General features: G+C 67.9%; 27 protein-coding genes. 7 read left to right on the top strand and 20 right to left on the bottom strand.

Annotation, left to right across the window (positions count from 1 at the left end; translation table 11 throughout):
• The first annotated feature begins 11 nt into the window (after positions 1-11).
• The 5 genes from KHC23_RS21755 to KHC23_RS21735 all read left to right on the top strand — a co-directional run bounded on the left by KHC23_RS21755 (position 12) and on the right by KHC23_RS21735 (position 5,270).
• Complete coding sequence (locus KHC23_RS21755) at positions 12-1,049, top strand: NAD(P)-dependent alcohol dehydrogenase (RefSeq protein ID WP_213375894.1); 1,038 nt, start codon at positions 12-14, stop codon at positions 1,047-1,049.
• Positions 1,050-1,237: 188 nt separating this feature from the next.
• On the top strand, positions 1,238-1,966 hold the full coding sequence (locus KHC23_RS21750; protein ID WP_213375701.1) for an SDR family oxidoreductase: 729 nt from the start codon (positions 1,238-1,240) through the stop codon (positions 1,964-1,966).
• Positions 1,967-1,969: 3 nt separating this feature from the next.
• A complete protein-coding gene (locus KHC23_RS21745; protein ID WP_213375699.1) occupies positions 1,970-3,574 on the top strand; it encodes an FGGY-family carbohydrate kinase in 1,605 nt (534 codons plus the stop codon).
• A 140-nt stretch (positions 3,575-3,714) separates the two neighbouring features.
• Complete coding sequence (locus KHC23_RS21740) at positions 3,715-4,035, top strand: DUF2934 domain-containing protein (RefSeq protein WP_213375697.1); 321 nt, start codon at positions 3,715-3,717, stop codon at positions 4,033-4,035.
• A 95-nt stretch (positions 4,036-4,130) separates the two neighbouring features.
• Positions 4,131-5,270 (top strand): ROK family protein, encoded by a 1,140-nt coding sequence (locus KHC23_RS21735; RefSeq protein ID WP_213375695.1) that lies wholly within the window; start codon positions 4,131-4,133, stop codon positions 5,268-5,270.
• Positions 5,271-5,320: 50 nt separating this feature from the next.
• Here the strand turns inward: KHC23_RS21735 and KHC23_RS21730 are convergent, their stop codons facing one another.
• The 17 genes from KHC23_RS21730 to KHC23_RS21650 all read right to left on the bottom strand — a co-directional run bounded on the left by KHC23_RS21730 (position 5,321) and on the right by KHC23_RS21650 (position 18,872).
• On the bottom strand, positions 5,321-5,506 hold the full coding sequence (locus KHC23_RS21730; RefSeq protein ID WP_213375694.1) for a DUF3008 family protein: 186 nt from the start codon (positions 5,504-5,506) through the stop codon (positions 5,321-5,323).
• Positions 5,507-5,587: 81 nt separating this feature from the next.
• On the bottom strand, positions 5,588-6,094 hold the full coding sequence (locus KHC23_RS21725) for a YciE/YciF ferroxidase family protein (RefSeq protein ID WP_213375692.1): 507 nt from the start codon (positions 6,092-6,094) through the stop codon (positions 5,588-5,590).
• A 146-nt stretch (positions 6,095-6,240) separates the two neighbouring features.
• Positions 6,241-6,669 carry a hypothetical protein gene (locus KHC23_RS21720; RefSeq protein ID WP_213375690.1) on the bottom strand — a complete coding sequence of 143 codons (429 nt, stop codon included), beginning with the start codon at positions 6,667-6,669 and terminating at the stop codon, positions 6,241-6,243.
• Between the two features lie 80 nt (positions 6,670-6,749).
• Positions 6,750-7,718 (bottom strand): carbohydrate kinase family protein, encoded by a 969-nt coding sequence (locus KHC23_RS21715; RefSeq protein ID WP_213375688.1) that lies wholly within the window; start codon positions 7,716-7,718, stop codon positions 6,750-6,752.
• A 25-nt stretch (positions 7,719-7,743) separates the two neighbouring features.
• Complete coding sequence (locus KHC23_RS21710) at positions 7,744-9,189, bottom strand: mannitol dehydrogenase family protein (RefSeq protein ID WP_213375686.1); 1,446 nt, start codon at positions 9,187-9,189, stop codon at positions 7,744-7,746.
• A gap of 98 nt (positions 9,190-9,287) precedes the next feature.
• Entirely contained in the window at positions 9,288-10,286 is a 999-nt protein-coding gene (locus KHC23_RS21705; RefSeq protein ID WP_213375684.1) for an ABC transporter ATP-binding protein, read from the bottom strand.
• A gap of 10 nt (positions 10,287-10,296) precedes the next feature.
• On the bottom strand, positions 10,297-11,127 hold the full coding sequence (locus tag KHC23_RS21700) for a carbohydrate ABC transporter permease (RefSeq protein ID WP_213375682.1): 831 nt from the start codon (positions 11,125-11,127) through the stop codon (positions 10,297-10,299).
• A gap of 1 nt (position 11,128) precedes the next feature.
• Entirely contained in the window at positions 11,129-12,001 is an 873-nt protein-coding gene (locus KHC23_RS21695) for a carbohydrate ABC transporter permease (protein ID WP_213375681.1), read from the bottom strand.
• A gap of 237 nt (positions 12,002-12,238) precedes the next feature.
• Positions 12,239-13,555 carry an ABC transporter substrate-binding protein gene (locus KHC23_RS21690; RefSeq protein ID WP_213375892.1) on the bottom strand — a complete coding sequence of 439 codons (1,317 nt, stop codon included), beginning with the start codon at positions 13,553-13,555 and terminating at the stop codon, positions 12,239-12,241.
• A 259-nt stretch (positions 13,556-13,814) separates the two neighbouring features.
• The gene (locus KHC23_RS21685; protein WP_213375679.1) at positions 13,815-14,774 is read right to left on the bottom strand and encodes a sugar-binding transcriptional regulator; all 960 of its coding nucleotides are present in this window, start codon (positions 14,772-14,774) and stop codon (positions 13,815-13,817) included.
• Positions 14,771-15,463: an HAD family hydrolase gene (locus tag KHC23_RS21680; RefSeq protein WP_213375677.1), complete on the bottom strand. Its 693-nt coding sequence runs from the start codon at positions 15,461-15,463 to the stop codon at positions 14,771-14,773. The genes KHC23_RS21685 and KHC23_RS21680 overlap by 4 nt, the downstream gene beginning before the upstream one ends.
• A 65-nt stretch (positions 15,464-15,528) precedes the next feature.
• Entirely contained in the window at positions 15,529-16,473 is a 945-nt protein-coding gene (gene tehA, locus KHC23_RS21675; protein ID WP_213375890.1) for a dicarboxylate transporter/tellurite-resistance protein TehA, read from the bottom strand.
• A gap of 50 nt (positions 16,474-16,523) precedes the next feature.
• The gene (locus KHC23_RS21670; protein ID WP_213375675.1) at positions 16,524-16,940 is read right to left on the bottom strand and encodes a DUF6691 family protein; all 417 of its coding nucleotides are present in this window, start codon (positions 16,938-16,940) and stop codon (positions 16,524-16,526) included.
• 4 nt (positions 16,941-16,944) lie between these two features.
• Positions 16,945-17,391: a YeeE/YedE family protein gene (locus KHC23_RS21665; RefSeq protein ID WP_213375673.1), complete on the bottom strand. Its 447-nt coding sequence runs from the start codon at positions 17,389-17,391 to the stop codon at positions 16,945-16,947.
• A gap of 4 nt (positions 17,392-17,395) precedes the next feature.
• A complete protein-coding gene (locus KHC23_RS21660) occupies positions 17,396-17,731 on the bottom strand; it encodes an ArsR/SmtB family transcription factor (RefSeq protein WP_246544850.1) in 336 nt (111 codons plus the stop codon).
• 20 nt (positions 17,732-17,751) lie between these two features.
• Complete coding sequence (locus tag KHC23_RS21655; RefSeq protein ID WP_213375671.1) at positions 17,752-18,633, bottom strand: MBL fold metallo-hydrolase; 882 nt, start codon at positions 18,631-18,633, stop codon at positions 17,752-17,754.
• Positions 18,634-18,668: 35 nt separating this feature from the next.
• Complete coding sequence (locus KHC23_RS21650) at positions 18,669-18,872, bottom strand: YgaP family membrane protein (protein WP_213375669.1); 204 nt, start codon at positions 18,870-18,872, stop codon at positions 18,669-18,671.
• 378 nt (positions 18,873-19,250) lie between these two features.
• On the opposite strand from KHC23_RS21650, the gene KHC23_RS21645 reads away from it, so the two are divergent.
• Both KHC23_RS21645 and KHC23_RS21640 read left to right on the top strand, forming a co-directional pair.
• The gene (locus KHC23_RS21645; RefSeq protein WP_213375666.1) at positions 19,251-20,180 is read left to right on the top strand and encodes an alpha/beta fold hydrolase; all 930 of its coding nucleotides are present in this window, start codon (positions 19,251-19,253) and stop codon (positions 20,178-20,180) included.
• Positions 20,177-21,766 (top strand): rhodanese-like domain-containing protein, encoded by a 1,590-nt coding sequence (locus KHC23_RS21640; protein ID WP_213375664.1) that lies wholly within the window; start codon positions 20,177-20,179, stop codon positions 21,764-21,766. Before KHC23_RS21645 ends, KHC23_RS21640 begins: the two co-directional genes overlap by 4 nt.
• Positions 21,767-21,950: 184 nt before the next feature.
• On the opposite strand, the gene KHC23_RS21635 is transcribed toward KHC23_RS21640, so the two are convergent.
• From KHC23_RS21635 to KHC23_RS21625, 3 genes are all read right to left on the bottom strand, one after another.
• Positions 21,951-23,519: a tripartite tricarboxylate transporter permease gene (locus tag KHC23_RS21635; RefSeq protein WP_213375662.1), complete on the bottom strand. Its 1,569-nt coding sequence runs from the start codon at positions 23,517-23,519 to the stop codon at positions 21,951-21,953.
• Between the two features lie 10 nt (positions 23,520-23,529).
• A complete protein-coding gene (locus tag KHC23_RS21630; RefSeq protein WP_246544849.1) occupies positions 23,530-24,030 on the bottom strand; it encodes a tripartite tricarboxylate transporter TctB family protein in 501 nt (166 codons plus the stop codon).
• A 77-nt stretch (positions 24,031-24,107) separates the two neighbouring features.
• Positions 24,108-25,037, bottom strand: coding sequence for a tripartite tricarboxylate transporter substrate binding protein (locus KHC23_RS21625; protein ID WP_246544848.1), 930 nt, complete (start codon positions 25,035-25,037; stop codon positions 24,108-24,110).
• Positions 25,038-25,543 lie beyond the last annotated feature (506 nt).

The following is a 25,543-nucleotide window of genomic DNA, read 5'->3' as shown; positions in this document are numbered from 1 at the left end:
CACGCCCCATGGTGCAGGCACTGGTTCTCGAAAAGAAGGGCGAGCTTTCCCTTCGCGACATCGACCTCCCGCTGGAGGTCGGCCCGGACGACGTGAAGATCTCCATCCACACGGTCGGCGTCTGCGGCAGCGACGTGCATTACTACACGCACGGCGCCATCGGTTCCTTCGTGGTGCGCGAGCCCATGGTGCTCGGTCACGAGGCCGCCGGCACCATCACGGCGGTCGGCGCCAATGTGAAGACCCTCAGGGTCGGCGACCGGGTCTGCATGGAACCGGGCGTACCGAACATGAATTCGCGCGCCACCAAGCTCGGCATCTATAATGTCGATCCCGATGTGCGGTTCTGGGCGACGCCGCCGATCCATGGCGTGCTCACTCCCGAGGTCGTCCACCCTGCCGCCTTCACCTACAAGCTGCCCGCCAACGTCTCCTTCGCGGAAGGTGCCATGGTCGAGCCCTTCGCGGTCGGCCTGCAGGCGGCGACCCGCGCGCGCATCACCCCCGGCGATGTCGGGGCGGTCATCGGCTGCGGCCCGATCGGCATCATGACGGCGCTGGCCGCACTGGCGGGGGGCTGCTCGCGCGTCTACATCTCCGACCACTCCGCCCCCAAGCTCGCCATCGCTGGCCAGTATCCGGGCATCCATCCGGTGAACTTCTCCGAGCGCCCGCTGGCGCAGGTGGTGGCTGAGGAGACCGAGGGCTGGGGCGCCGATGTGGTGTTCGAGTGCAGCGGCAGCCCGCGCGCCTTCGATGATGTCTTCGACATCGTTCGCCCCGGCGGCACGCTGGTGCTGGTCGGCATGCCGGTGGAGCCCACGAAATTCGACGTGGCGGCGGCGATCATCAAGGAAGCACGGATCGAGACCGTGTTCCGCTACGCCAACAATTTCGACCGCGCGGTGAACCTCATCGCCTCCGGCAAGGTCGACCTCAAGCCGCTGATTTCCGAGACCTTCGACTTCGCGCAGAGCATCGAGGCGTTCGAGCGCGCGGCCAAGGGGCTGGGGAGCGACGTGAAGCTGCAGATCGTGATGCCGGGCTGATCCGGCGCCCTGCTCCCTCTCCCCGCCGGGGAGAGGGTTGGGGTGAGGGGCAGCTCGCTGACAAGCTCGGCAGCTATGCCCCCTCGCCGCCCCGCTTCGCGGGCCACCTCTCCCCAGCGGGAAGAGGGAAAGGACGAGCTTTTTCCGCCCGCTCGATCGGGCGCCTGCCAACCCCATCGGAGTCTCACATGGCAAACCGGCTTGAAGGCAAGGTTGCCGCCATCACCGGCGCAGCGTCGGGCATCGGCCTCGAATGCGCCCGCGCCATGCTCGACGAGGGCGCCACCGTCGCCCTGGTCGACCGCGCCGCCGACACGCTGGCCGCGCTGTGCGCGGAACTCGGCCCCAGCGCGGTGCCGGTGGTGGTCGACCTGCTCGACCCCAAAAGCGTCGCCACCATGCTGCCGCAGATACTGGAAAAGTGCGGTCGGCTCGACATCTTCCACGCCAATGCCGGTGCCTATGTCGGCGGCGACGTGGTGGAAGGCGACCCGGATGTGTGGGACCGGGTACTGAACCTCAACATCAACGCCGCCTTCCGTACCGTGCAGTCGGTGCTGCCGCACATGGTGGAACGCAGGAGCGGCGACGTGATCTTTACCTCCTCCATCGCCGGCGTGGTGCCCGTGGTGTGGGAGCCGATCTACACGGCCTCGAAATTCGCCGTGCAGGCCTTCGTCCACACCACGCGCCGGCAGGTGGCCCGCCACGGAATCCGTGTCGGCGCGGTGCTTCCCGGCCCGGTGGTGACCGCCCTCATCAAGGACTGGCCGCAGGCCAAGCTTGACGAGGCCCTTGCCTCCGGTGCCCTGATGGAAGCAAAGGAAGTGGCGGACTGCGTCATCTTCATGCTTACGCGGCCGCGTAACGTGACCATTCGCGATCTGGTGATCGTGCCGAACGGAACGGACCTCTAGGCCATGGGCGGGTGCTTCGCGGGAATAGACGTCGGCACGGGCAGCGTGCGCGCCGGCATCTTCGATGCCGATGGCCGCCAGCTCGCCGTCGCCAGGCGCGATATCCGCATGTGGAAAGAGCCGGGCGACATCGTCGAGCAATCGAGCGACGACATCTGGGCCTGTGTCTGCGCCTGCGTGAAAGAAGCGCTCGCGGTGGCCGGCCTCGCGCCGCGTGACATCGCCGGCATCGGCTTCGACGCCACCTGCTCGCTGGTCGTGCTCGGCGCGGACGGCCGGCCGCTGCCGGTCGGCCGTCACGGCGACCCGGCGCGCAACATCATCGTGTGGATGGACCACCGCGCCACCGGCCAGGCCGACCGCATCAACGCGCTGGGCAGCCCGGTGCTGGACTATGTCGGCGGCACCATCTCGCCGGAGATGGAAACGCCGAAGCTGCTCTGGCTGAGCGAGGAACTTTCCGCCAGCTTCGCCGGCGCCTGGCAGTTTCTCGACCTCGCCGACTTCCTCACCTGGAAGGCGACCGGCAGCCTCGCCCGCTCGGTCTGCACCGTCACCTGCAAATGGACCTATCTCGCCCATGAGCAGCGGTGGGACGAGGGCTATTTCCGCGCGATCGGCCTCGGCGCGCTGGCCGATGAAGGCTTTGCCCGTATCGGCACGGAGATCGTCGCCGCCGGCACGCCGCTCGGCAGCGGGCTGACGGCGCAGGCGGCGGCTGAACTCGGCCTCGCCCCCGGCACGGCCGTGGCGGCCGGCCTCATCGACGCCCATGCCGGCGGCATCGGCACGGTGGGTGCGCGCGGCGGCAGCGGCGACGTGCTGGACCGCATGGCCTATGTGTTCGGCACCTCCGCCTGCACGCTGCTGACCACTACCGAACCGGCCTTCGTGCCCGGCGTCTGGGGTCCCTATCGTTCGGCCATGGTGCCGGATTTCTGGCTCAACGAAGGTGGCCAGTCGGCGGCCGGCGCCGCCATCGACCGGCTGGTGCGGCTGCACCCCGCCGCGCCGCAGGCGCTGGAACTCGCGCGCGCAGAGGGACAGGGCCTGAATGCGTGGCTCGCCCAGCGTGCCGAGGAGGCGGGTGGCGCAGGCGCCATCGCCGAACTCGCCGGCACGCTGCATGTGGTGCCGGAGTTCCTCGGCAACCGTGCGCCCTTCGCCGACCATCTGGCGCGGGGCATCGTTGCCGGGCTCGGCATGGATGAGGGGCTCGACAGCCTGGTCGGGCTCTATATGGCCGGGCTGGCCGGAATCGGCTACGGGCTGCGCCAGATCCTCGACGCGCAGGCCGCCAGGGGCGCCCGCACCCGGACCGTCGTCGTGTCCGGTGGCGCCGGGCAAAGCGCGCTGGTGCGCCAGGTGCTGGCGGACGCGGCACAGGTCAACGTCGCCGCCACCGCCTCGCCCGAGCCGGTGCTGCTCGGCTCGGCGATTCTCGGCGCGGTCGCCGCCGGCCGTTACGACAGCTTTGCCAGCGCGATGTCAGCCATGTCGGAGATCGAGGCGGTCTACCCGCCGAGCGCCCAGACCCGCGCGTGGCACGAGCGCCGCTTCAACGCCTTCGAAACCCTGCAGGGCGCCTATCGCAGCCTGCGCGACTGAAGACGCCGCCTCGCCTCACCGCGACGAAACGTCCGCACGTAGTCTTCCGTCTTCTGCTTTTCATCGCAGTGCGGCACCTTTGCTGTAGCGCAGCGGTGCCGGAAGGTTCACGCTGGACCATCTGTTGCAGAGGATCCACCATGAGCGAGCGAGAGACGCGTATCCGTGAATGGGCCTACCGGCTTTGGGAACAGGACGGCTATCCCCATGGTCGCGATGGAGAACACTGGTTCCGCGCCGTCGCGATCGTGATGGAGGAGGATGGCCTGCCGGAGCCGGAAGCGGCAGAGGCCGCTCCCGAATCGGTATCCGAAGCCGCTCCCGAGACGACGCCCGAGCCGGCCCCGGAAGCCGCCGCGAAGCCGAAGGCGGCAAAGGCCAAGAAGGCCAGTGCGGGGGCGACCATCACCGAGACGCCGGCGCCTGCCCCAGTGCCGCCGGCTCGCCGCAAGCGCTCCTGATCACGCCCTACCATCTTCCTGCCGGGCGATGGAACGCCTGGTCGCCATCATTCGTTCTCGACACGATGAAGCGAGAGCGAATGGAACGCACAGGAATGGCCAAGAGCGCAGCGCAGACCGGGAGCGCGGAACACAAGACCAGGGAGGCGCCGCCCGAAATGGCGGTCCACGGCGCCGCGACGCTGACGGCCGTGACGGTCGACAGCTTCAATGCCCGGATTCGCGACGAGAACGGCTTCGTCGGCGACCGCGCCCGGCGCGCCGCCTTCTTCGAAATCTTCGACCGCTGGCGCGATCTCGGGGACCGCAAGCTGTCGGTGCTCGGGGAGACGCCGACCGCCGAACTCTCCAAATCCGTAATCGACAAGGCGTTGGCCGAGGGCAAGCCGCATGAGCAGGCCATCATCCACAGCGCCATCGAGGAATATGCCAGCGAGCTTTTCGCCGTGCTTCGCCGGCTGCTGCGCAGCAAGGAATGGCGCGACACCGAGCGTATCGTCATCGGCGGCGGGCTGAAGGCCGGGCGATTCGCCGAGATCGCGGTGGCGCGGACGGAACTGCTGGCACGGGCCGGGGGCATCGACATCGAATTGCGGCCGATACGCCACGACCCCGACGAGGCCGGGCTGATCGGCGCCGCCCATCTCGCCCCGAGCTGGATGTTCGCCAGCTTCGACCACATCCTTGCCATTGACATCGGCGGCACCAACATCCGCTGCGGCATAGTCAAGCTCAATCTCGACAAGGAAGATGATCTGTCCAAGACCCGCGTGCGCAGCTTCGAGCTGTGGCGCCACGGCGACGAGGAGCCGAGCCGGGAGGAGGCGATCGGAAAGCTGGCCGGCATGCTGGAAAAGCTGATCAGGCAGGCCGAGAAGGACGATCTGCGCCTCGCCCCGTTCATCGGCGTCGGCTGCCCCGGGTCGATCGGCGGCGACGGCGCGATCGAGAATGGAGCGCAGAACCTGCCCGGCAACTGGGAAAGCTCACGCTTTAACCTGCCGGCGGCACTGTGGGAGGCGATTCCCTCCATCGGCGGCAGAGAGACCACGGTGCTGATGCACAATGACGCGGTCGTGCAGGGACTTGGCGAAGTGCCGAACATGCAGGATGTTGAGCGCTGGGGCGTGCTCACCATCGGCACCGGGCTCGGCAATGCCCGCTTCACCAATCGCCGGCGCGCCAACGGCAAGGACAAGAGCCCTACCGGCAAGAAGAAAGACGACAAGGACTGAAGCGAACGCGACGGCGCGGCGTTGCTCCGCGTGTCGCGTTCGCCGGGGGCTCACTTCTCCACGCGCTCGGGCTTGCCCTTGCGCCGGGTGCTGGCGAGTTCGTCGAGTTCCTTCTCGGTCATGGATTTCTCCATCGACTTCGAGGCGCCCTTAAGCTCGTTTTTCGGAGTCTCGCCGCGCTTGGCGGAGAGCGCCGCGCCGGCAGCCATCTGCTGGGCTTTCGATTTGGCTGGCATGAAAACCTCCAATGCCGCGCCGCGGCTGGCGCCGGTGGCTGCGGGGAAAGTCGCAGGCACCGGCGCCGGCGCGCGCGCGGGTTATTCGGCGGCGTGCAGGTTGACCCGCGCTTCCGCCAGCTTGGTCAGCTTGGCGTCGGCGTTCTTCTCCTCTTCGAGATTCTTGGCGAGGACACTGGCGCAGTCGGGACGACCCAGCAGCTTCGCCCACGCGATCAGCGTGCCATAGCGGGTCATCTCGTAGTGCTCCACCGCCTGCCCGGCCGCGATCAGCGCCGCGTCCAGCACCTGCTTGTCCGCGACTTCGCCCGAGACTTCCTCGGCCTCGTCGATGATGCCGTCGATGGCCGGGCAGGTGACCGCCTTGGCCTCGACGCCATGCATCTTGAACACTTCCTCGACGCGCAGGATGTGACCCTCGGTCTCGGACAGGTGCTTCTGGAAATCCGCCTTGAGCTGCGGGTCCGTCGCCTTCTCGATCATGTCTGGCAGCGACTTGGCGATCTTCTTTTCCGCATAATAGATGTCGCGAAGCGTGTGAACGAACAGATCGTCCATGGTCTTGATGTCTTTTGAGAACAGACCCATGGTAAATTCCTCCTTGCCGAATGGTATTTATGGGCACTTTCGGTAGCTCGATGGAGCAGACGAGAGAATTCGTCCGCCCCGTACGGAAAGAACACATTGTCCTGCGGCAACGTTCCCGCTCTTGCGGAAGAATTGGTTCGGAAAGATCAGAGCGGCGCGGGTGGCGGCATCGGCTCGCGTGGCGGCAGATCCATCGGCGGCGCAACCGGCTCGTCGGCCGGCTCCTCCACGTCGGGCGTGATGTCGGGATCCTGATCGGGCGGCATCACCGGCTCGTCGATGCCGGGCCGGGGACGATCCGGCGGCGGCTCGCGGGGCGGCGGCGCCGTCGGGATCGAGGCGGCCATCAGCCCCTCTCGGCGGGGTGGCGGCGGCGCCGGCGGCGGATCGCTCACGTCAGGAGGGATCGGGTCGCGGATGCCCGGCACGTCGGGATCGTGCACCGGCGGCTGCACCGGGTCGCGAATCGGCGCCGGATCGGGCACCGGGTTGATCCCGGGCATCGGCGGCACGCCGGGCACTTCGGGTGCCGTCGGAGCGTCGGGTGTCATGGGGACGGCCTGGCTGGGGGTCATCGCGTTCTCCTCCCGTTTGCCTGTCAGGCTCAACGCCGCCCGCGAGCGGCGGGTTCCGGGAAAGAGGGCGTCGGCCGCCGTCAGCGCGTGTCCGTCACCTCGGCGCGCGAGGGCGGGTTGGCGCCGACCCGCGTCACCGAAATCGCCGCCGCCCGGACGGCGAAGGACAATGCCGCCCCGAGCACCTCGGCGGAGAGCGCCTCCAGCGCCGCCGGGCTCGCCAGCCCCCGCTCGATCAGCGCGCAGAGGAAAGCGGCGTTGAAGGTGTCGCCCGCCCCCACCGTGTCGGCGACGGTCACCGCCTGCCCCGGCGCGGTGGCGTCGAGCCCCTCGCCGAAGGCGCGCGCGCCCTTCGCCCCGAGCGTGATCAGCACGAGGCGCGGGCCCATGGCGCGGACCCGCTCCGCCTGGGTGGCGATCTCGCCGGGTCCGGTGAGCCAGAACAGGTCCTCGTCGGAGAGCTTGACCACATGGCTGAGGCCGATCAGCCGGAAGATTCGGGCGCGGTAGGTGGCCTCGTCGCGGATGAAGCCGGGGCGGATATTGGGATCGAGCATGATCAGCCGTCCCTGCCCGTCCGCCGCGGTGCGCGCCGCCAGCGCCTCCATCGCCGAGCCCACCGGCTCATTGACGAGGCTGATGCCGCCGAAGAACAGCACGCCGACTTCCGCCGGAAGATCGGGAATGTCGGCCGGCGTCAGCATGCGGCCGGCGGTATTCTCGTCGAGGAAGAGATAGCGCGCCTGCCCCTCGTCCAGCGTGACGAAGGCGAGCGTGGAGGGCCGATCGACCGGCGCGCACAGGCTGGCGTCGGCGCCGGCCGCGTCGAGCGCCGCGCGGAGCTGCTCGCCGAACATGTCGTTCGACAGGCCGTACCAGAACCGGGTGGAAACGCCGAGCCGGGCGGCGGCGATGGCGGTGTTGAACACCGCCCCGCCGGGCAGCGGCAGAAAGGCCCGCCCTTCCGGCGTCTGGCGCGGCACCATGTCGATCAGCGCCTCGCCGGCGCAGAGGAGGACCGGCAGGGAGGAGGTGGCAGGTGCGGACATGGAGAAATCTCCGGGGAGTTCAGCCTCAACCCGCGAGATAGTCGGTCAGGACCGCCCGCGCTCCCTTCGCCCATAGCGCGTCGAGCGCCGCCGCGAAAGCCGCCACAAGTTCGCTATCCTGGCCGAGTTCGCCATAGACCTCGCTCATCGCGAGCCAGACCGCCGGGTCTTCCTTGGCCGCACGGGCCCGGACCGTCAAGGCGTCCCAGTTCGGATCGTTCGGCTCGATCACCGCGCCGCTGTCTGTGGTCCCGGCGCAATAGCGGCACCACAGCGCGGATTCGAGAATCAGCCCCGTGGGCAGGCGACCGGCCGCGCGGTTGTCGCGGATCGAGGGCACGATGAATTTCGGCTGCCGGTTGGAGCCGTCGAGACAGAGCCGGCGCACCGTGTCCGCCACTTCCGGGTTGGCGAAGCGCTCGCGGATAACGGTGTAGTAGGCGTTCAGGTCGGTGTCCGGCACCGGCGGCACGATAGGGATGATCTCCTCGCGCTCCACCTTGTCGAGGAAAGCGGAGATGAGCGGCTCCTCCATCGCCTCGTGGACGAGGGCGACGTCCATCAGCCCGCCGGGATAGGCGATGATGGCGTGGCCGCCATTGAGGATGCGGATCTTCATCGCCTCATAGGCGTGCACATGCTCGGTGAAGACCACGCCGACCTTCTCCAGCGCCGGGCGGCCGGCGGGGAAATGATCCTCCAGCACCCATTGGCGGAAGGGTTCGCACGTCACCGGCACCGGGTCGTCAAGCCCGAATGCCGCCGCCATGGCGCGCTCGCGCTCGCCGGTGGCGGGGGTGATGCGGTCGACCATGCCATTGGGAAAGGCGACATTGGCCTCGACCCAGGCGGCGAAGGCGGGGTCGGAAAGCTGCGCCAGCCCCACCACCACCTGCCGGGTGACATTGCCATTGCCCGGCAGGTTGTCGCACGACATGACGGTGAAGGGCGCAACACCGGCGGCGCGGCGCGCCCTCAAGGCGGCGAGAATGGCGCCGAACGCGGTTTCCGGCGTCGCGGGATTTGCCGCGTCGGCGCGGATGGCGGCCGCGCCGGTGTCGAGCCGGCCGGCCGAATCCATGAAATAGCCGCCCTCGGTCACGGTAAGGCTGACGATGCGGATTTCCGGCTTCGCCATGGCGGCGATGAGCGCGCCATTGCCGCTCTCGACCGGGAGAAAGTCGATCATCGCCCCGATGCGGCGGGCGCGCCGGCCTTCGGGGTCGAGTTCGATGACCGTGGACAGGCAGTCCTGCGCCTTCAGCGCGTCGCGCATCGCCGCGTCGGCGGGGCGCACGCCGGCGCCGATGATGGCCCAGTCATGGCTTTCGCCGAGGGCGAACAGGTCGTCGAGATAAACCGCCTGATGGGCCCGGTGGAAATTGCCGAGACCGATATGGACGATGCCCGGCGTCAGGCGGGCGCGGTCATAGGCGGGAAGCGCGGGGGCGGGAAGCGCGGGGGTCGTCATCTCTCAGATCTTCCGGTTGTCGCGCCATGCGGGGGCGGGCGACGTTGAAGGCGCGGCCTGGCGGGCGCCGTAGCTCGGCGAAGGCATCCGGCGGCGGCTCACGCCATCGCCTGGCCCCTGGCATCGAAGCGGTGCAGCTTGTCGGCCTGCGGCGCCAGGCTCACCGGCGCGCCGTGGCGCAGCGGAACATCGCCGCCGACGCGGACATTGATCTGGCCGACGCCTGCGATATCGACCTTCAGGAAGGTGTCGGAGCCGAGGTGCTCGCACAGGCCGACCATGCCCTTCCACGGCCCGTCCTCGGCGATGTCGATATGCTCGGGCCGCACGCCGAGCGTGTGGGCGCCGTGCTTGGCCGCCTCCGCCCCTTCGATCAGATTCATCTTCGGGCTGCCGATGAAGCCGGCGACGAACAGGTTGGCGGGGGAACGGTAAAGCTCCAGCGGGCTGCCCACCTGCTCGATCCGCCCGGCATTCAGCACCACGATGCGGTCGGCCATGGTCATCGCCTCCACCTGGTCGTGGGTGACGTAGACCATGGTGGTCTTGAGCGTCTGGTGCAGTTCGGAAATTTCCTGCCGCATCGACACCCGCAGCGCGGCGTCGAGGTTCGACAGCGGCTCGTCGAACAGGAACGCGGCCGGCTCGCGCACGATGGCACGGCCGATGGCGACGCGCTGGCGCTGGCCGCCGGAGAGCTGGCTCGGCTTGCGGTCGAGATAGGCGGTGAGGTTGAGCACCTTCGCCGCCGCCTGAACCTTGCGCTCCTGCTCCTCGGCGGAGGCGCCGGCCATGCGCAGCGGGAAGGCGATGTTCTTGCGCACGCTCATATGCGGGTAGAGCGCGTAGGACTGGAACACCATGGCGAGGCCGCGCCGGGCCGGCGGCAGCCTGGTCGCGTCCTTGCCGTCGATGGAAATGGTGCCGGAGGAGGTGTCCTCCAGCCCGGCGATGAGGCGCAGCAGGGTGGACTTGCCGCAACCCGAGGGGCCGACGAACACCACGAACTCGCCATCGGGGATGACGAGGTCGATCCCCTGGATGATGGACACGCCGCCGAAGGACTTGCGGACTTCGGAAAGAACGATCTCGCCCACGGGTCTCTCCTTATTTAACGGCGCCGAAGGTCAGCCCGCGCACGAGCTGCTTCTGGCTGAACCAGCCCAGGATCATGATGGGCGCGATGGCCATGGTGCTGGCCGCCGAAAGCTTGGCGTAGAACAGCCCTTCCGGGCTGGAATAGCTGGCGATGAAGGCGGTGAGCGGCGCCGCGGTCGCCGCCGTCAGGTTCAGCGTCCAGAAGCTCTCGTTCCAGGCGAGGATGACGTTGAGCAGCAGCGTCGAGGCGATGCCCGGCACCGCCATCGGCGTCAGCACATAGAGGATTTCCGAGGACAGCGTGGCCCCGTCCATGCGCGCGGCTTCGAGGATCTCGCCGGGGATTTCCCTGAAGTAGGTGTAGAGCATCCACACGATGATCGGCAGGTTCACCATCGTCAGCACGATGACGAGGCCGGTCTTGGTGTCGAGCAGGCCGGCGTCGCGGGCCAGCAGATAGATCGGCACCAGCACGCCCACCGCCGGCAGCATCTTGGTGGAGAGCATCCACATCAAGAGGTCCTTGGTGCGCTTGCCGGGCACGAAGGCCATCGACCACGCCGCCGGCACCGCGATGACGAGGCCCAGCACGGTGGAGCCGAGCGAGATCACCACCGAGTTCCAGAAATGGGCGAGGTAGTCGGAACGCTGGTTCACCGTCTCGTAGTTCTCCAGCGTCCAGTCGAAGAACAGGAAGGACGGGTGCGAATTGATCGCCTCGCCTTCGGTCTTGAAGGAGGTGAGGAAGGTCCACAGGATCGGGAAGAAGATCAGCAGGGCCACGCCCCAGGCGAGCGCCGTGACGACGGCCTTGTGGCCCTTGGAAGCCTCGCGTGCCATCTCATGCCTCCAGGTTCTTGCCGATCATCCGCATCAGGAAGATCGCGACGATGTTGGCGAGGATGACCGCGACGATGCCGCCCGCCGAGCCGAGTCCGACGTCGAACTGCAGCATGGACTGCATGTAGACGAGGAAGGTCAGCGTGGTGGAGGCCGTGCCCGGACCGCCATTGGTGGTGACGAGGATTTCGGCGAAGACCGACAACAGGAAGATGGTCTGGATCAGCACCACCACGGTCATCGCCCGCATCAGATGCGGGACGGTGAGGTGGACGAAGCGCCAGATCGGGCCGGCGCCGTCCATCTCGGCCGCTTCCATCTGCTCGCGGTCGAGGCTCTGCATCGCGGTGAACAGGATCAGCGTCGCGAAGGGCAGCCATTGCCAGGCGACGATGGCGATGATGGAGGCGAGCGGCGCGTCGGCGAAGAAGTCGATCGGCTGCAGCCCCAGCCCGCGTGCCAGTGCGGCGAACAGGCCGTTGACCGGGTTCATCAGCATGTTCTTCCACACCAGAGCGGACACGCTCGGCATGACGAAGAACGGCGCGATGACGAGGATGCGCACGATCCCCTGCCCCCACATGGGCTGATCGAGCAGCACCGCCAGCGCCACGCCGCCGACCACGGTGATGACCAAGACGCCCAGGACCAGGGTCAGCGTGTTGGTGAGCGCCGGCCAGAAGGCGGGGTCGGTGAAGAAATAGGTGTAGTTCTCGAAGCCCGTGAACGCCTCCGTTCCCGGCATCAGCAGGTTGAAGCGCAGGAACGAGAAATAAATGGTCATGCCCAGCGGCACGATCATCCAGAGGAAGAGCAGCAGCACTGCCGGGGTAAGCATCAGCCGGCCGGCAGTGCGTGAGGCTTGCGTCGCCATCAAGGGCCTCCCTGGCCGGAGCGCGCCGCCGGCGAAAACGCCGCGGGCTGGGATGGACGGAACGGAATCAATGCGAGGGCGGCGCATCGGCGCCGACGCCTTAGCCCCCTGTCGGGGAGGCCCCGACGCGGTGCGGGTGCGGGAGACACCCGCGCCGCGCCGGGAAACGGCCCGGCGCGGGCGGGCGCCGGGCTGACCGAAGGGCCGCCGCTCCTGGCGGCGGCCCGGAACCGAGGCCTACTTCTTAGGGTAGCCGGCGCGGGTCATCTCGCGGGTGGTCAGGGCCTGCGCGGCGGCGAGCGCCTGGTCGGCGGTCGCCTTGCCGGCGAGCGCGGCCGAGAACTGCTGGCCCACCGACGTGCCGATCGCCTGGAACTCGGGGATCGCGACGAACTGGCCACCCGTATAGGGCACTTCCAGATCGGACGGCTTCTGGGTGTCGGCCGACTCGATCGCCGTCAGCGTCATCTCGGCGAAGGGCGCGACCTTCAGGTAATCCGGGTTCTTGTAGAGCGAGGTGCGCGTGCCCGGCGGCACGTTGGCGATGCCGTCCTTCTCGGCCACCAGCTTGGTGTAGGCCGGCGAGGTCGCCCAGGCGACGAAGGTCTTGGCGGCTTCCGCCTTGGAGGTGGTCGCCGGGATGGCGAGGTTCCACGACCACAGCCAGTTGCCGTGGTTCGAGCCGCCCTTGCGCACCGGGGCCGGGGCGAAGCCGACCTTGTCGGCAACCTGCGATTCCTTCGGGTCGGAGATGAAGGAGGCGGCGACGGTGGCGTCGATCCACATGCCGCATTTGCCGGTCTGGAACAGCGCGAGGTTCTCGTTGAAGCCGTTGGAGGAGGCGCCGGGCGGGCCGTATTCCTTCATCAGGTTCAGATAGGTATCGAGGGTCTTCTTCCACTCGGGAGCGTTGAACTGCGGCTTCCATTCCATGTCGAACCAGCGCCCGCCCATGGAATTGTTCATAGAGGTGAGGAACGCCATGTTCTCGCCCCAGCCGGCCTTGCCGCGCAGGCAGATGCCGTAGATGCCGGCGCCCTTGTCGGTCATCTTCTGGGCGGCTTCGGCGATGAAATCCCAGTCGGGATTTTCAGGCATCTTCAGCCCCGCCTTCTCCAGAAGGTCGGTGCGGTACATGAGCATGGAGCTTTCGGCGTAGAACGGCACGGCGTGAAGCTTGCCGTCGACAGTGAGGCCCTGCGCCACCTGTGGCAGAAGGTCGGCCTGGTCGTAATCGGCGCCGAGATTCTCCAACGGCATCAGCCAGCCCTGCTTGGCCCAGATCGGCACTTCGTAATTGCCGATGGTCAGCACGTCATACTGGCCGCCCCTGGAGGCGATGTCGGTGGTCACGCGCTGGCGCAGCACGTTCTCTTCCAGCGTCACCCAGTTGACCTTGATGTCGGGGTGCAGGGCGTTGAATTCGGGGGTCAGGCGCTGCATGCGGATCATGTCGCCATTGTTCACGGTGGCGACGGTGATGGTCGTCTGCGCCGAGGCCGTGCCCATCAGGGCAACCACCAGCGAAGCACCCGCGAGGGTGCGGAATGTCACGGTCATAGCTCTCCTCCCTTTCGGCGTTCTTTGAGCAAATAATCGCCGTATGGGCAAATACTCACGCTCACCCAAGCGGGCGTCAAGTGAATTCGATGCTGCACACGCGAGCACGCGGCCCCGCCTTTGAACGCACAGGCGCGCATTCAGGTATCAAGATAGGATTTCGGGCCGCTTTATTGTGCACCCGGCATGCCCTTCCGGCACGCGGTGCGCGGCTCACATGCGCGTGTGCGCGGCCGGATTCAGAACGCCCAGCTCAGCCCGCGAGGACGGCGGCCGCCGTGGGCTCATCGGTCACCAGGCCGTTGACGATGCCCGAGGTCAGTGCGGCCTTCAGCGCGACGACCTTCGCAGCACCGGCGGCGATGCCGATCACCGGACGCTCCGGCGTGGCGATCTCCACCCGCACGCCGGTCAGGCGGGCGTTGAGGGCGAGGTCGAGATAGCGCCCCTCACCATCATAGATCCAGCCGGCCACCTCGCCCGCCGCACCGGCGCGCTGAATCTCGTGCAGTTCGTCCAGGGTGAGGAAGCCATCGGTCATCAGCGGCGCGTCGTCGCTCATCTGGCCGACGCCGACAAAGGTGACGTCGGCCGCCTGCGCCAGCCCGCGCACCTTGCGCACGGCGCCGAGCGACTGCAGCGTCAGATTCTCCTCGACCGTGTCGACCAGCACGGGAACCGGCATCGGATAATGCGGCGCCCGCACCTTCTCGGCGAGCCGCATGATGACCTCGAAATAGGAGGCCGAGCCGTCGAGGGCGATATTGCCGAGCAGCGACACCAGCCGGTGCTGCGGTGCCTCCACCGGGCTCAGCGCGTCCACCATGCCGCGCAGGGCCCGTCCGGTCCCGAGCGCGATGACGCGCGAACCGCGCTCGGCCAGCACCCGCTCCATCTCCTCCGCTGCCGCCGGGGCGATGGAACGCACCGGGTCGCGCCCCGGCCCGAGGCCGGGCATCACCCGGCAGCGCACCAGCCTGAACCGCTCGCGCAGCGCCGCCTCCAGCTCGACGCAGCGGGCGAGGTGATGGTTGAGCCGCACATGGATCAGCCCGGCTCCTACGGCGCGGCTGACCAGCCGTTGCGCGCGCTGGCGCGACAGCCCCATCTCGCTGGCGATCTGGTCCTGCGTCAGGCCGCCGACATAATAGAGCCAGGCCGCCCGGGCCGCCTGGTCGTCGATGGATGCGTCGCTGTCGGGCGTCATGCTCATGTCGGGTCTGCCGTGCCGGCCGGCACGTTGAAAAGTTCTGGCCTCGCTGCCCGGATGTCGGCAAACCGCGCGAAACGACGATGCGGCGTCACGCCGGCGGGCAGCGGCATGTCCATGACAGCGAAATGACCGCCGCCGACGAAATGCCAAACCTCCATGCCGGCGGCAAGCCCTGCGACCACCCCCGCCGCACTGTCCTCCACCACCACGCAGGCGGCCGGGTCCGCCCCCATCCGCGCCGCGGCGTGCAGAAACAGGTCCGGCGCCGGCTTGCCGCGCGCCACCTGCGAGGCGGTGAAGGCGCGGCCGGCGAACACCCCGTCCAGCCCGACGAGGCGCAGCGAGGCGGCGAGGCGCGGCGGACTGGACGAAGTCGCGACACAGAACGGCACACGCAGCGCCGCCAGCGTCTCGACCGCGCCTTCCATGGGGGCGAGCCCGGCCTCGAAGGCGGCCAGCAGCCGGCTGCGGTAGTCCTCCTCGAAAGGCGGCGGCAGGTCGACGCCGAAGCGCGCCTTCACCTCGGTCAGGATGACGGGAAAGGCACGCCCGATGAAATGGCGCGCCACGAAATCGAGATCGACCTCGATGCCGCGATGGGACAGCGCGTCGATCAGCGCGCCCGCAGCGAGCGTCTCGCTGTCGATCAGCACGCCATCGCAATCGAAGATGATGAGCGCGGGCTCCATGCCAGCGGTCTAGCCCTCCGCCCGCCCGCCGTCCAGCCGCTCGGGCGGGCGGGCGTCGCGCGGGGTTACGCCGGCTTCGGCAACAGGCGACCGCTCGCCAGCTGCCAGAGGCTGTGCAGGGAGGTGAGCACGACCACGCCCGAGGCGAGGGCGAGCAGCAGCGGCGCCAGCGTCGCCAGCGCCCCCGAGGCACCGCGCTCCACCAGTTGCAGGGTCGAGGTCGCCAGCGCGGTGAGCCCGAAGGTAAAGGCCCAATAGGCCGCCGAGAGCGGCTGGCGCAGGATCCAGGGCAGCAGCCGGGCGATCAGCAGGAGCTGGAGCAGCCCGTAGCCGACCAGGGCCTGGGCGAAGATGTCGGGCCCGTCCGAGGTCAGGCTCAGATAGGTCACCGCCCCGACCACCGGCGGCGCCAGTTGAATGCCCAGCGTCGGCCGCTGCGCCGGCGGCAGCGCCGCCCCATGCTGGAAGCGGTTGAGCAGCACCGATTCCATGGCGAGCCACGAGAACAGGCCGGCGCCGAACGCCAATTGCCCCCAATCGGTGAAGCCCAGCACCCCGCAGGCGGTGCCAGTGACGAAGCTGCCGGCGACCAGCGGCAGGTACATCACCGGCGTCGCCGCCGCCGGATCGCGCTCGCCGCGCCACAAATCGCCCGTGCGCCAGATGCCGAAACCGACGGTGAAGGCCGCGCCGGCCAGCAGCAGGGCCACGGCGACGCCACGCGCATAGGGCGCTGCGGCAATGCTGACCAGCAGTGTCGCCACACCGGCCAGCCCGATGAATCCGGACTGCACGGGATGGCAGAGTTCCTCCAGCGCGGCGGGGCGGGCGAGGCTCCATTTGAGGACATAGAGCAGCAGCATGGCCGCCCAGACCAGCGCACCCGCCGCCATGAAGGCCTCGCCGATCAGGGCTGGCGTTCCCCACAGCGCATGTGCCGCGCGCCAGCTTCCGCCCAGCCCGCACAGCCCCAGCACGATGCCGAAGAAGGAGACCGGCACGATCGGCAGCCAGTTGTTTTTCCCCACGCTCCACCCCTTCCGGTCGATATGACGCCGCGTCAGACTCGGCGCCCGGCCAGAAGGCGCGCCGCCCACATGCCCGCCACCATGGCGGGAACGAAGGCCAGCGTACCCGGCGCGGCAAGCCCCAGCGCGGTCAGGGCCGGGCCGGGACAGAATCCGCCCAGCCCCCAGCCCAGACCGAACAGCGCCGGCCCGACCAACAGCCTTGCGTCAATATCGGTACGGGTCGGCAAGTGGAAGCGCGGCGTCAGCAGCGGCCGGTCGCGCGCCAGCACCAGCCGGAAGCCGATGAAGGCGACAATCACCGCCCCACCCATGACGAAGGCGAGTGATGGATCGAACGTGCCGAACAGATCGAGGAAATTCAGCACCTTGGCCGGGTTGCTCATGCCCGAAACGATGAGGCCGAAGCCGAACAGCAAGCCGAGGCCGAGATTGACCAGGATCGACATGCCCTCAGCCTCCGATCACGTGACGCACGACATAGACGGTCGCAAAGCCCACCGCCATGAACACGCCGGTGGCGACGAAGGAGCGCCGCGACAGGCGCGCGAGCCCGCACACGCCATGCCCCGAGGTGCAGCCCGAACCCCACACCGAGCCAAAGCCGACCAGCAGGCCGGCGATGGCCATCAGCGCGAAATTCGCCGACACCGCCTGCACCACCGCCGCGCCGGTGACCGCCGTATAGAGGAAGGGCGCCGCGACCAGCCCGGCGACGAAGGCCAGCCGGCCGGCGACGGCCGACCTCTCCGCGGAGGAATCGTCGGCATAAGGGGGAAGCAGCCGGCTGGCGATGCCGCTGATGCCGGCGATGCGGCCTTCCGCCAGCATCATCAGCACGGCGCTGAGGCCGATGAGCGCGCCGCCGAGCAAGGAGGCGAGCGGGGTGAATTCGGTCATGAGGCTATCGCTTTCCCGTGCCCGTGTCCGGCGCGCAGAACAGGGCGTGCATGGTGGAGATGAAGGTTTCGACGCGCGGGTCGGCCAGCCGGTAGAAAACCTGCTTGCCCTCCTTGCGGCCGGCGATCAGCCCCGCCGCGCGCAGCCCGGCGATCTGCTGCGACAGGCCGGGCTGGCGGATGCCGAGAAGCTCCTCCAGCTCGCGCACCGAACGCTCGCCCTCCACCAGCGCGCAGGCCACCATCAGCCGGTCGGGATTGGACAGCGTCTTGAGAAAGGCCGAGGCCTCGTCGACCCGGGCCTTCATGTCGGCGGCGCCGCCGGTGAGCGTGTCCAGCATGGTGTCGGTCCCGGATGACGTCAGTCCCAGACGGCTCCCTTGAGCAGGTCGAGCGGGATCTTGAGATAGCTTATCCCGTTCGATTCCGGCTCCGGCAGCCGTCCTCCATTGGTGTTGATCTGCAACGAGTGCAGGATCAGCTTGGGCATGGCAAGGCTGCGGTCGCGGGCCTCGCGGATGGCGACGAATGCCTCCTCGCTCCGGCAGCGCGCCATGTGGATATTTTCCGCCTTCTGCTCGGCGACGGTCGATTCCCATCGGGGCTCGCGCCCGCCTGGCTGGTAGTCATGGCCGGTGAAGATGCGGGTCTCGTCGGGAAGCGCCAGAATGGCCTGGATCGACTTCCACAGCACCCGGGCGCTGCCGCCGGGAAAATCCGCCCGCGCCGTGCCGCTGTCCGGCATGAACAGCGTGTCGTGCACGAAGGCGGCGTCGCCGATCACATAGGTGATCGAGGCCAGCGTATGGCCGGGCGAGAACATCACCCGCGCGTCGATGTCGCCGACCTTGAACGTGTCGCCATCCGCGAACAGACGGTCCCATTGCGAGCCGTCGGCGGGGAAGTCCGGCCAGTTGTAGAAGCCCTTCCAGAGCTTCTGGACATCCTTCACCCTTTCGCCGATGGCCGTTGGCGCGCCGGTCTGCGCCTTCAGGTAATGGGCGGCCGAGAAATGGTCCGCATGCGGATGGGTGTCGAGAATCCACGCTACCGTGTACCCGCGCTCGCGCACGAATTCGAGCATCCGGTCGGCATTGATGGTGGCGGTCTGGCCCGACTTCTCGTCGAAATCGCGGACCGGGTCGACAATCGCACAGGCCATCGTCGCCGGGTCGGCGACGACATACTGGATCGACCAGGTACGCGGGTCGAAAAATCCGGTCACTTCCGGCTTCTGCGTCATGGCGGGTTCCTTCCTTCGGCGGCGCCGGGCCGGCCTCACTTGCGTCCGGTCAGCGGGCAGGTGGAGAGACCGAACACGGAATAGAGCGGGCAATTGCCCATCAGCGCGGTCAGCAGCGGCACGAGGCCGACAAGCCCGATCCAGCGCAGATCGCCTTCCAGCACGAAAATGAGCGAGAGCAGGACGAGGCCGAGGACGATGCGGACGGCCTTGTCGACGGGTCCGATGTTGCGGGTCATGGCGGGTTTCCTGGGCGCTGGCAGGTCCGTTCCTGCCGACCCATAGCTATTATATTTGCAATAAAATGCAATCGTTTAATTGCAAGTATAAATGCGGATACCCGCCCGCAGCGTCTCGCTCGCCGCCGGTCGCGGACTGGTGGCGCGCCAGCAGCTTCTCGTAGGAGTGGCCCCGTCACCCGCCGGAGCGCGGTGCCGCGCCCCCGACCAGGCACGCTTGAACCGGCCGCAGGGCACATATTTCGCCGACAATCGATACTTGTGTCGTCAGTGCCGCCATTTGGCTGGAAGCCAGAGGCCACCCTTGCCTTTTGCCATCAAATTGTTGACAGTTGGCAACCATAGCTTAGATCCGTCCGCACTCTGGAGGAGGCGCCCATGACCGTCGCAGAAGCCGTTCCCGAACTCGTCCCGACCACGCGCCTGATGGAGGGCTTCACCTTCCAGCGCATCAAGACCCGTGGCGCCGAGATCAATGTGGCGACCGCCGGCGAGGGGCCGCCGCTGCTGCTCATCCATGGCAACCCGCTGACGCTGGTGAGCTGGCACAAGGTCGCCCCCTCGCTGGCGCGCGACTTCTCGGTGGTCGCCATCGACATGCGCGGCTATGGCGACAGCTCCAAGCCTTATGGCGGCGAGGATCACTCCGGCTATTCGTTCCGCGCGATCGGCGAGGACGCCTTCGACGTGATGGATGCGCTCGGCCACCAGAATTTCGCCATCGCCGGCCATGATCGCGGCGCGCGCGTCGGCTTCCGCATGTGCCTCGACCGGCCCGAGCGTATCACCCGCTACGCCGCGCTCGACATCGTGCCGACCCACCATGTGCTGAACAACATCACGCTCGGCTGGGCACGCGAGAGCTATCACTGGTTCTTCATGGCGCAGAAGGCGCCGTTCCCGGAGAACCTGCTCGGCGCCGACCTCGACTACTACATGCGCTACAAGCTCAACAAGAAGGGCGTCGGCCTCGACATCTTCACCCCGGAGGCGATGGAGGAGTATGTCCGCTGCGCCACGCCGGAGCAGATCCACGCCGTCTGCGAGGATTACCGCGCCACCATCACCGTCGACCTCGACATGGACACGGCCGATTACGGCAAGCGCAGGATCACCTGCCCGACCCTGGTCATCTGGGGTACCAACAGCCATTGCGGACGCCACTTCAAGCCGGTGGAAGCGTGGTCGGAATGGGCGGACGACCTTGTCGGCCTGCCGGTGCCGACCGGCCATTACCCGGCCGAGCACCGCCCCGACCTGATCTATGCGGCGTTCCATCGCTTCTTTCACGGTGAGCCGGTGGCATGAGCGTGGCCGTGGTGACGGCGGAGGCGGCGAAGGCCAGCCTCCATGCCGGCGAGGAGATCGCCTTTCTCGATGTGCGCGAGGCGGCGGCCTTCGGCGAGGGGCATCCGCTCTTCGCCGTCCCCTGCCCGTTCAGCCGGCTGGAACTGTCGGCAGTTGCGCTGGTTCCACGCTCCGACTGCCCGGTCCTGCTCATGGACGACGGCGACGGCACCGCCGACAGAGCCGCCCGGCGCCTCGTTGCCTGCGGCTACACCGACATCCGCGTGATCGAGGGTGGCCTGCCGGCCTGGAAGGCGGCGGGCCTGCAGGTGTTCGCCGGCGTCAACGTGCCGAGCAAGACGCTCGGCGAACTGCTGGAGCACGACCACCACCCCCGAATGATCGACGCCGGCACGCTTGAAAGCTGGCGGCGCGAGGGGCGAGCGCATGCGCTCTTCGATGCCCGCCCGCCCTCCGAATACGCCAAGATGCGCATCGCGGGCGCGCAGTGCGTGCCGAATGTCGAGCTGGCCCATAGGCTTGACGCCACTGTCGCGGATGAGACGACGCCCATCGTCATCACCTGCGCCGGGCGCACGCGCGGCATCGTCGGCGCACTGACGCTGCGCGCCATCGGCGTGCGCAACCCGGTCTATGCGCTGGAGAACGGCACGCAGGGCTGGGCGCTCGCCGGCCTGCCGCTCGACCGCGGCGCGCGCGCCGATCCGATGCCGGTACTGGACGAGGCGCAGGCGCAGGCCAGCCGCACCCGCGCGCAGCGCCTCATCGCCGCCTCGCAACTCTCGCAGATCGCCCCGCCCGAGGCCGGGGCCTACCTTGGCGAAGCCGGCCGAACCACCTTCCTGTTCGACCTCCGCAGCGCGGGAGAACGGGCGGCGAAGCCGGTGCCGGGCGCCGTTCCCGCCCTTGCCGGCCAGCTGATTCAGGCGACGGACCAATATGTCGGCGTACGCCACGCGCGGCTGATCCTGATCGACGACACCGGGCTTCGCGCCGCGCTGGCGGGGCTGTTCCTGCGCGCGCTGGGCTTCGAGGTGCAGGTGCTGGCGCTTGATGCCGCGCCGGGAATGGACGGACTGAGCGTCCCCTCATCGCCGTTGCGCCCGCCCGTGCCGCCGCGCGCGCTCACGGCCGGGGCCGCATGGGGCCAGGCGCAGAAGGGCGTGCCGGTGCTCGATCTGCGGATATCGGCCGACTGGGAGACGTGGCGGCTGGAAGGCGCGCGCCGGGTGCTTCGCGACGAACTGCCGGGCACACTCCCGCCGGGCACGCTACGAGCCATCCTGCTGGGCGACGCGGCCGCCGTGGCCGCTGCCGCCTGCGAACTGCGGGCTGCCGGCATCGCCGCCTGCTGGCTGCAGCCCGATCCCGACGCCTGTGCGGCGGCGGGGTGGCCGGTCGATCGCGTCCGCCGGCGCATGAGCCGCGAGGAGGCGCGCGACCGGGTGTGGTTCGTGCACGACCGCCATGACGGCAATGCCGAAGCCTCCCGCCAGTACCTCGCCTGGGAGATGAACCTCATCAACCAGCTCGACGGGGCCGAGCGCGGCGCCTTCGGCCGGGTCCCGATCGGCCCGCCGGCCTGAGACGCGCCTGCAACGCGGGCACCGACCGGTACCGTTCGCGACCTGTTGAAAAGCCGCTTCCGTCACCGACGGCGGCGGCTTTCTCTTGCCGACCGGACTGTCCCTAGCGGGCGCCGCCTTGCGCAACGCAAAAGGGCGGGTTCGCACCCGCCCTTTCGGGGATCGACGGCGGTGAGAAGGCCCTTCAGCCCTTGCTCGGCGTCGTGTGCGCATGGGCGTCGGCGTCGTGGCGCAGCCGCAGCAGCGCCGCCTCGGCCGCCTCGGCCTTGTTCTGCTTGCGCTTGCCCCAGGCGGTCATCGCCAGCGAGATGAACATCACCGCGAAGATCGCCATCGCGCCGGGCCGCTCCAGCACATAGAGCGGGTTGCCGGCGGAGAGCTGGTAGGAGCGCAGGAACTCCGTCTCCAGCATGCGCCCGAGCAGGATGCCCACCACAACGGCCGGCACCGGATATTCATAGCGGTTGAGCGCGAAACCGAGCATGGCGAAGACGAACAGCGTGATCGGCCCTGCCGCCTCGCCGGTCACCGCATAGGTGCCGAGCGTCGCCACCACCAGGATCGCCGGCAGCACGTAGCGGGTGCGCACCTTCATGACGTTGGTGGCGGCATAGATGAAGCCGATGCCCACCACCAGCAGGACCACCGCCTGAACCATGTTGTTGAGGATGATGGCATAGGCCATTGGCTTCTGCGTGTCGATGAAGCTCGGCCCCGGCACCACATTGTGCATCATGAAGGCCGCGATCAGGATCGCGGTGGCTCCGCCGCCGGGAATGCCGAGCGCCAGCATGGTGGCCATGGAGCCGCCCTCGCCGCTGGCCACGGCGGATTCCGCCGCGATGACGCCCTTGGGATTGCCCTTGCCGAAGGTCGCGCTGTCCTTGGCGGTGCGCTTGGTCTCGGCGTAGGAGATGAGGTTGCTGATGGAGGAGCCGACGCCCGGCACGGCGCCGATGACGACGCCGATGATCGAGCCGCGCAGCAGCACGCCGGGATATTTCAGCGTCCCCCAGCACCCTTTGAGGATACGCCGCAGGCTGACCTCGCGGGCACCCTCGGCCTCGATGATGTAGTCACGGCCGGCCAGGCTGAGAAGCTGGCTTGCGGCCAGCAGGCCTATCATCGCCGGGATCGGCGCGATGCCATCGAGCAGTTCCGGGACCCCCAGCGTGCCGCGGGTGAAGCCGGCCGTGTTCATGCCGACCGTGCCGAGCAGGATGCCGAGGGCGGCCGCCAGCAGGCCGCGGCTGATATAGGTTGAACCCAGCGAGCCGAGCAGCATCATGCCCCAGATCGCCACTGCGAACATCTCCACCGGCCCGATGCGCAGCACGATGTCGGCCAGCGGCTCCAGCACCAGCAGCAGCAGCACATAGCCGAAAATGCCGCACAGTGTGGAGGCGAACAGCGCATAGCCGAGCGCCTCGTTGTGCTCGCCCTTCTGCGACATGGCATAGCCGTCGAAGGTGGTGGCGAAGGAGGATGGTGTGCCCGGTATGTTCATCAGGATCGCCGGCACCGACCCGCCGAACCCCGCGCCGGTATAGACCGAGGTGAGGAAGACCATGGCCGGGAAGAAATCCATGTACAGCGACATCGGCAGGACGATCGCCATCGCCATGGTGATCGAAATGCCGGGTATGGCGGCAAAGACGAGGCCGATGATGAGTCCGGGGACGATCCAGCCCCAAGCCGAGATCGAGGAGAACAGGATGCCGAGTGCCTCGTGAAAGGCAGAAATGTCGATCATCGGACGCGCCTCACAGAAGCGTGGTGGGCATGGGATAGGGGATCATGGCGCGGAAGCCGTAAATGGCCACCAGCGTCACCGCGCACGAAAACAGCAGCAGACGCACCGGGTGCCGCTCGCCGCAGATCACCATTGCCGCCAGGGTGAACAGGAAGATGGCGATGTCGAAGCCGAGCGTATCCAGCAGCAGGACAAGCAGCCCCAGCGACACGCTGAGCGCCGCCATGCGCAGCATGTCCGACCGCTCGGCGGGAATGTTCCGAGAGAGCGGGTCCTGCTCGGATGCCGTTCTCGCCGCCTCGCGGGCGTCCACCTTGCGGAAGCACTGCGGCAGGACGAACAGATACATCGCCAGCGCGAAGATCGCGACCGGCTGCACCAGCAGCAGGTTGTTGACACTGAGCGAAACGCTTCGGGCATCGAGGAGATACCAGAAGACGGCGGCCGCGATCAGGGTGATGAGCGCAAGATGGCCGTAATCGATGGCATAGGTCTGCCGGCCGATACGCATCTTCATCTCCATTCAGAAGAGGAATGAGAATGAAGGCGGGCGCGAAACCGACGCGGCCCGCCTTCGATGGATGCGGCTTACTTCAGCAGGTTGACGTACTTGGCCATCTTGGCGGCGTTGTCGAGATACGCCTTGTCCGAGGCTTCCGGGCCGTACCATGTGGTGGCGAGTTCCTGCAGCTTCAGGGTCTCGATCGCCTTCGGATTCTTGCTCGCCTTCTCCACCGCCGTGACCAGGGTCTTGTAGATTTCCGGCTGCTCGTTGCGCAGCTTGGTGGTGATCGCCCAGCCGCGCTGCGAACCTTCGACGAAATCGGTCTTGAGGCCGCTGGCACCGATCAGAGGCGCGTCGGGATACCATTCCACCGTTTCGGCGGCGAAGATGGCCAGCGGACGGATCTTGGTCTTGAGCGGCAGGAAGCCCTCGCCGCCGACGAAGCCGACATCGACCTGGGCGCCGGCCGTGGCGTTGCGCGCCGGGCCGCCGCCATCATAGGTGACGATGCGCAGCTTGGACGGGTCGATCTCGGCAGCCTGGAACGCCAGCACCATGTTGGCATAGTCGGCGGAAGCCGGCTGCACGCCGATGCTGAGGCTGGAGGGGTCCTTCTTCAGCTTCTCGATCACCTCGGCGAAGGTCTTGACCGGACCGTCGGACGAAGTCGCCGCCAGCGTGTAGTCACGCGACGGCAGGTTGAGCATCGAGAAGTCCTCGACCTTGTAGGGCGCGTTCTGCAGCAACACGGTGAGCGGAATATAGGGCGCCGCCGAGGTGCACATGATCGAATAGCCATCGGCCGGCTGGTTCAGCGCATAGGAATTGCCGAGCTGGGTGCCCGCGCCCGGCTTGTTGACGATGACCAGCGGCTGGCCGAGTTCCTTCTCGAGATAGGGCATGAAGGCACGGGACAAACGGTCGTTGTAGCCGCCCGTGGCGAACGGCACGATGACGTTGATCGGGCGCGTGGGATAGCTCGCGGCGCGCAGGATGGACGGCATGGCGACCATGCCGGACACCGCCGCGAGACCGCCCGCTGAAATTTTGAATGCATCTCTGCGTGTGAAATCTGTCATGTTTTCCTCCCGCCGTTCCATCTGGGTCCTTCGGCCGGCGCCGAGAGCGGCCGGCCCGTGTGGATTGGGCGGGGCAAGACTGTCCCCCTCTCCGTCAACTGTCAACAGATTTGCGGACAAAGCGGAAGCTGGCCGCCCGCCCCTCGCGGCGAAACCGGCGGGATCGTTGCGTTTATGGCGGCCAAATTCGGCTGCAGGGCGGCATTGGCGCAGGCTTTCCTAAAGGAGGGCCGCGATTGAGGCTTTGGCGCCTATCTGTTGACAGTTTTCATTACAGATGTCTCTATCGCGGCATGCCCTGCCGGGCGGGAGGCACCGTTCCCCGCCGCGCGACAGGCGCCAAAAACCAGTCTCGGCAACGCCTGGGGAGGCCGTCATGTCTATCCGCCCGCACCATCGCCGTGAGACCGCTTCCGGCAAGGCCCGAATCGCCATCGCCG

The organism is Ancylobacter dichloromethanicus, assembly GCF_018390645.1.
Lineage (GTDB): Bacteria > Pseudomonadota > Alphaproteobacteria > Rhizobiales > Xanthobacteraceae > Ancylobacter > Ancylobacter dichloromethanicus.
The sequence above is the reverse complement of the archived record's forward strand: the minus strand, read 5'-3'. Positions and strand labels throughout refer to the sequence as shown.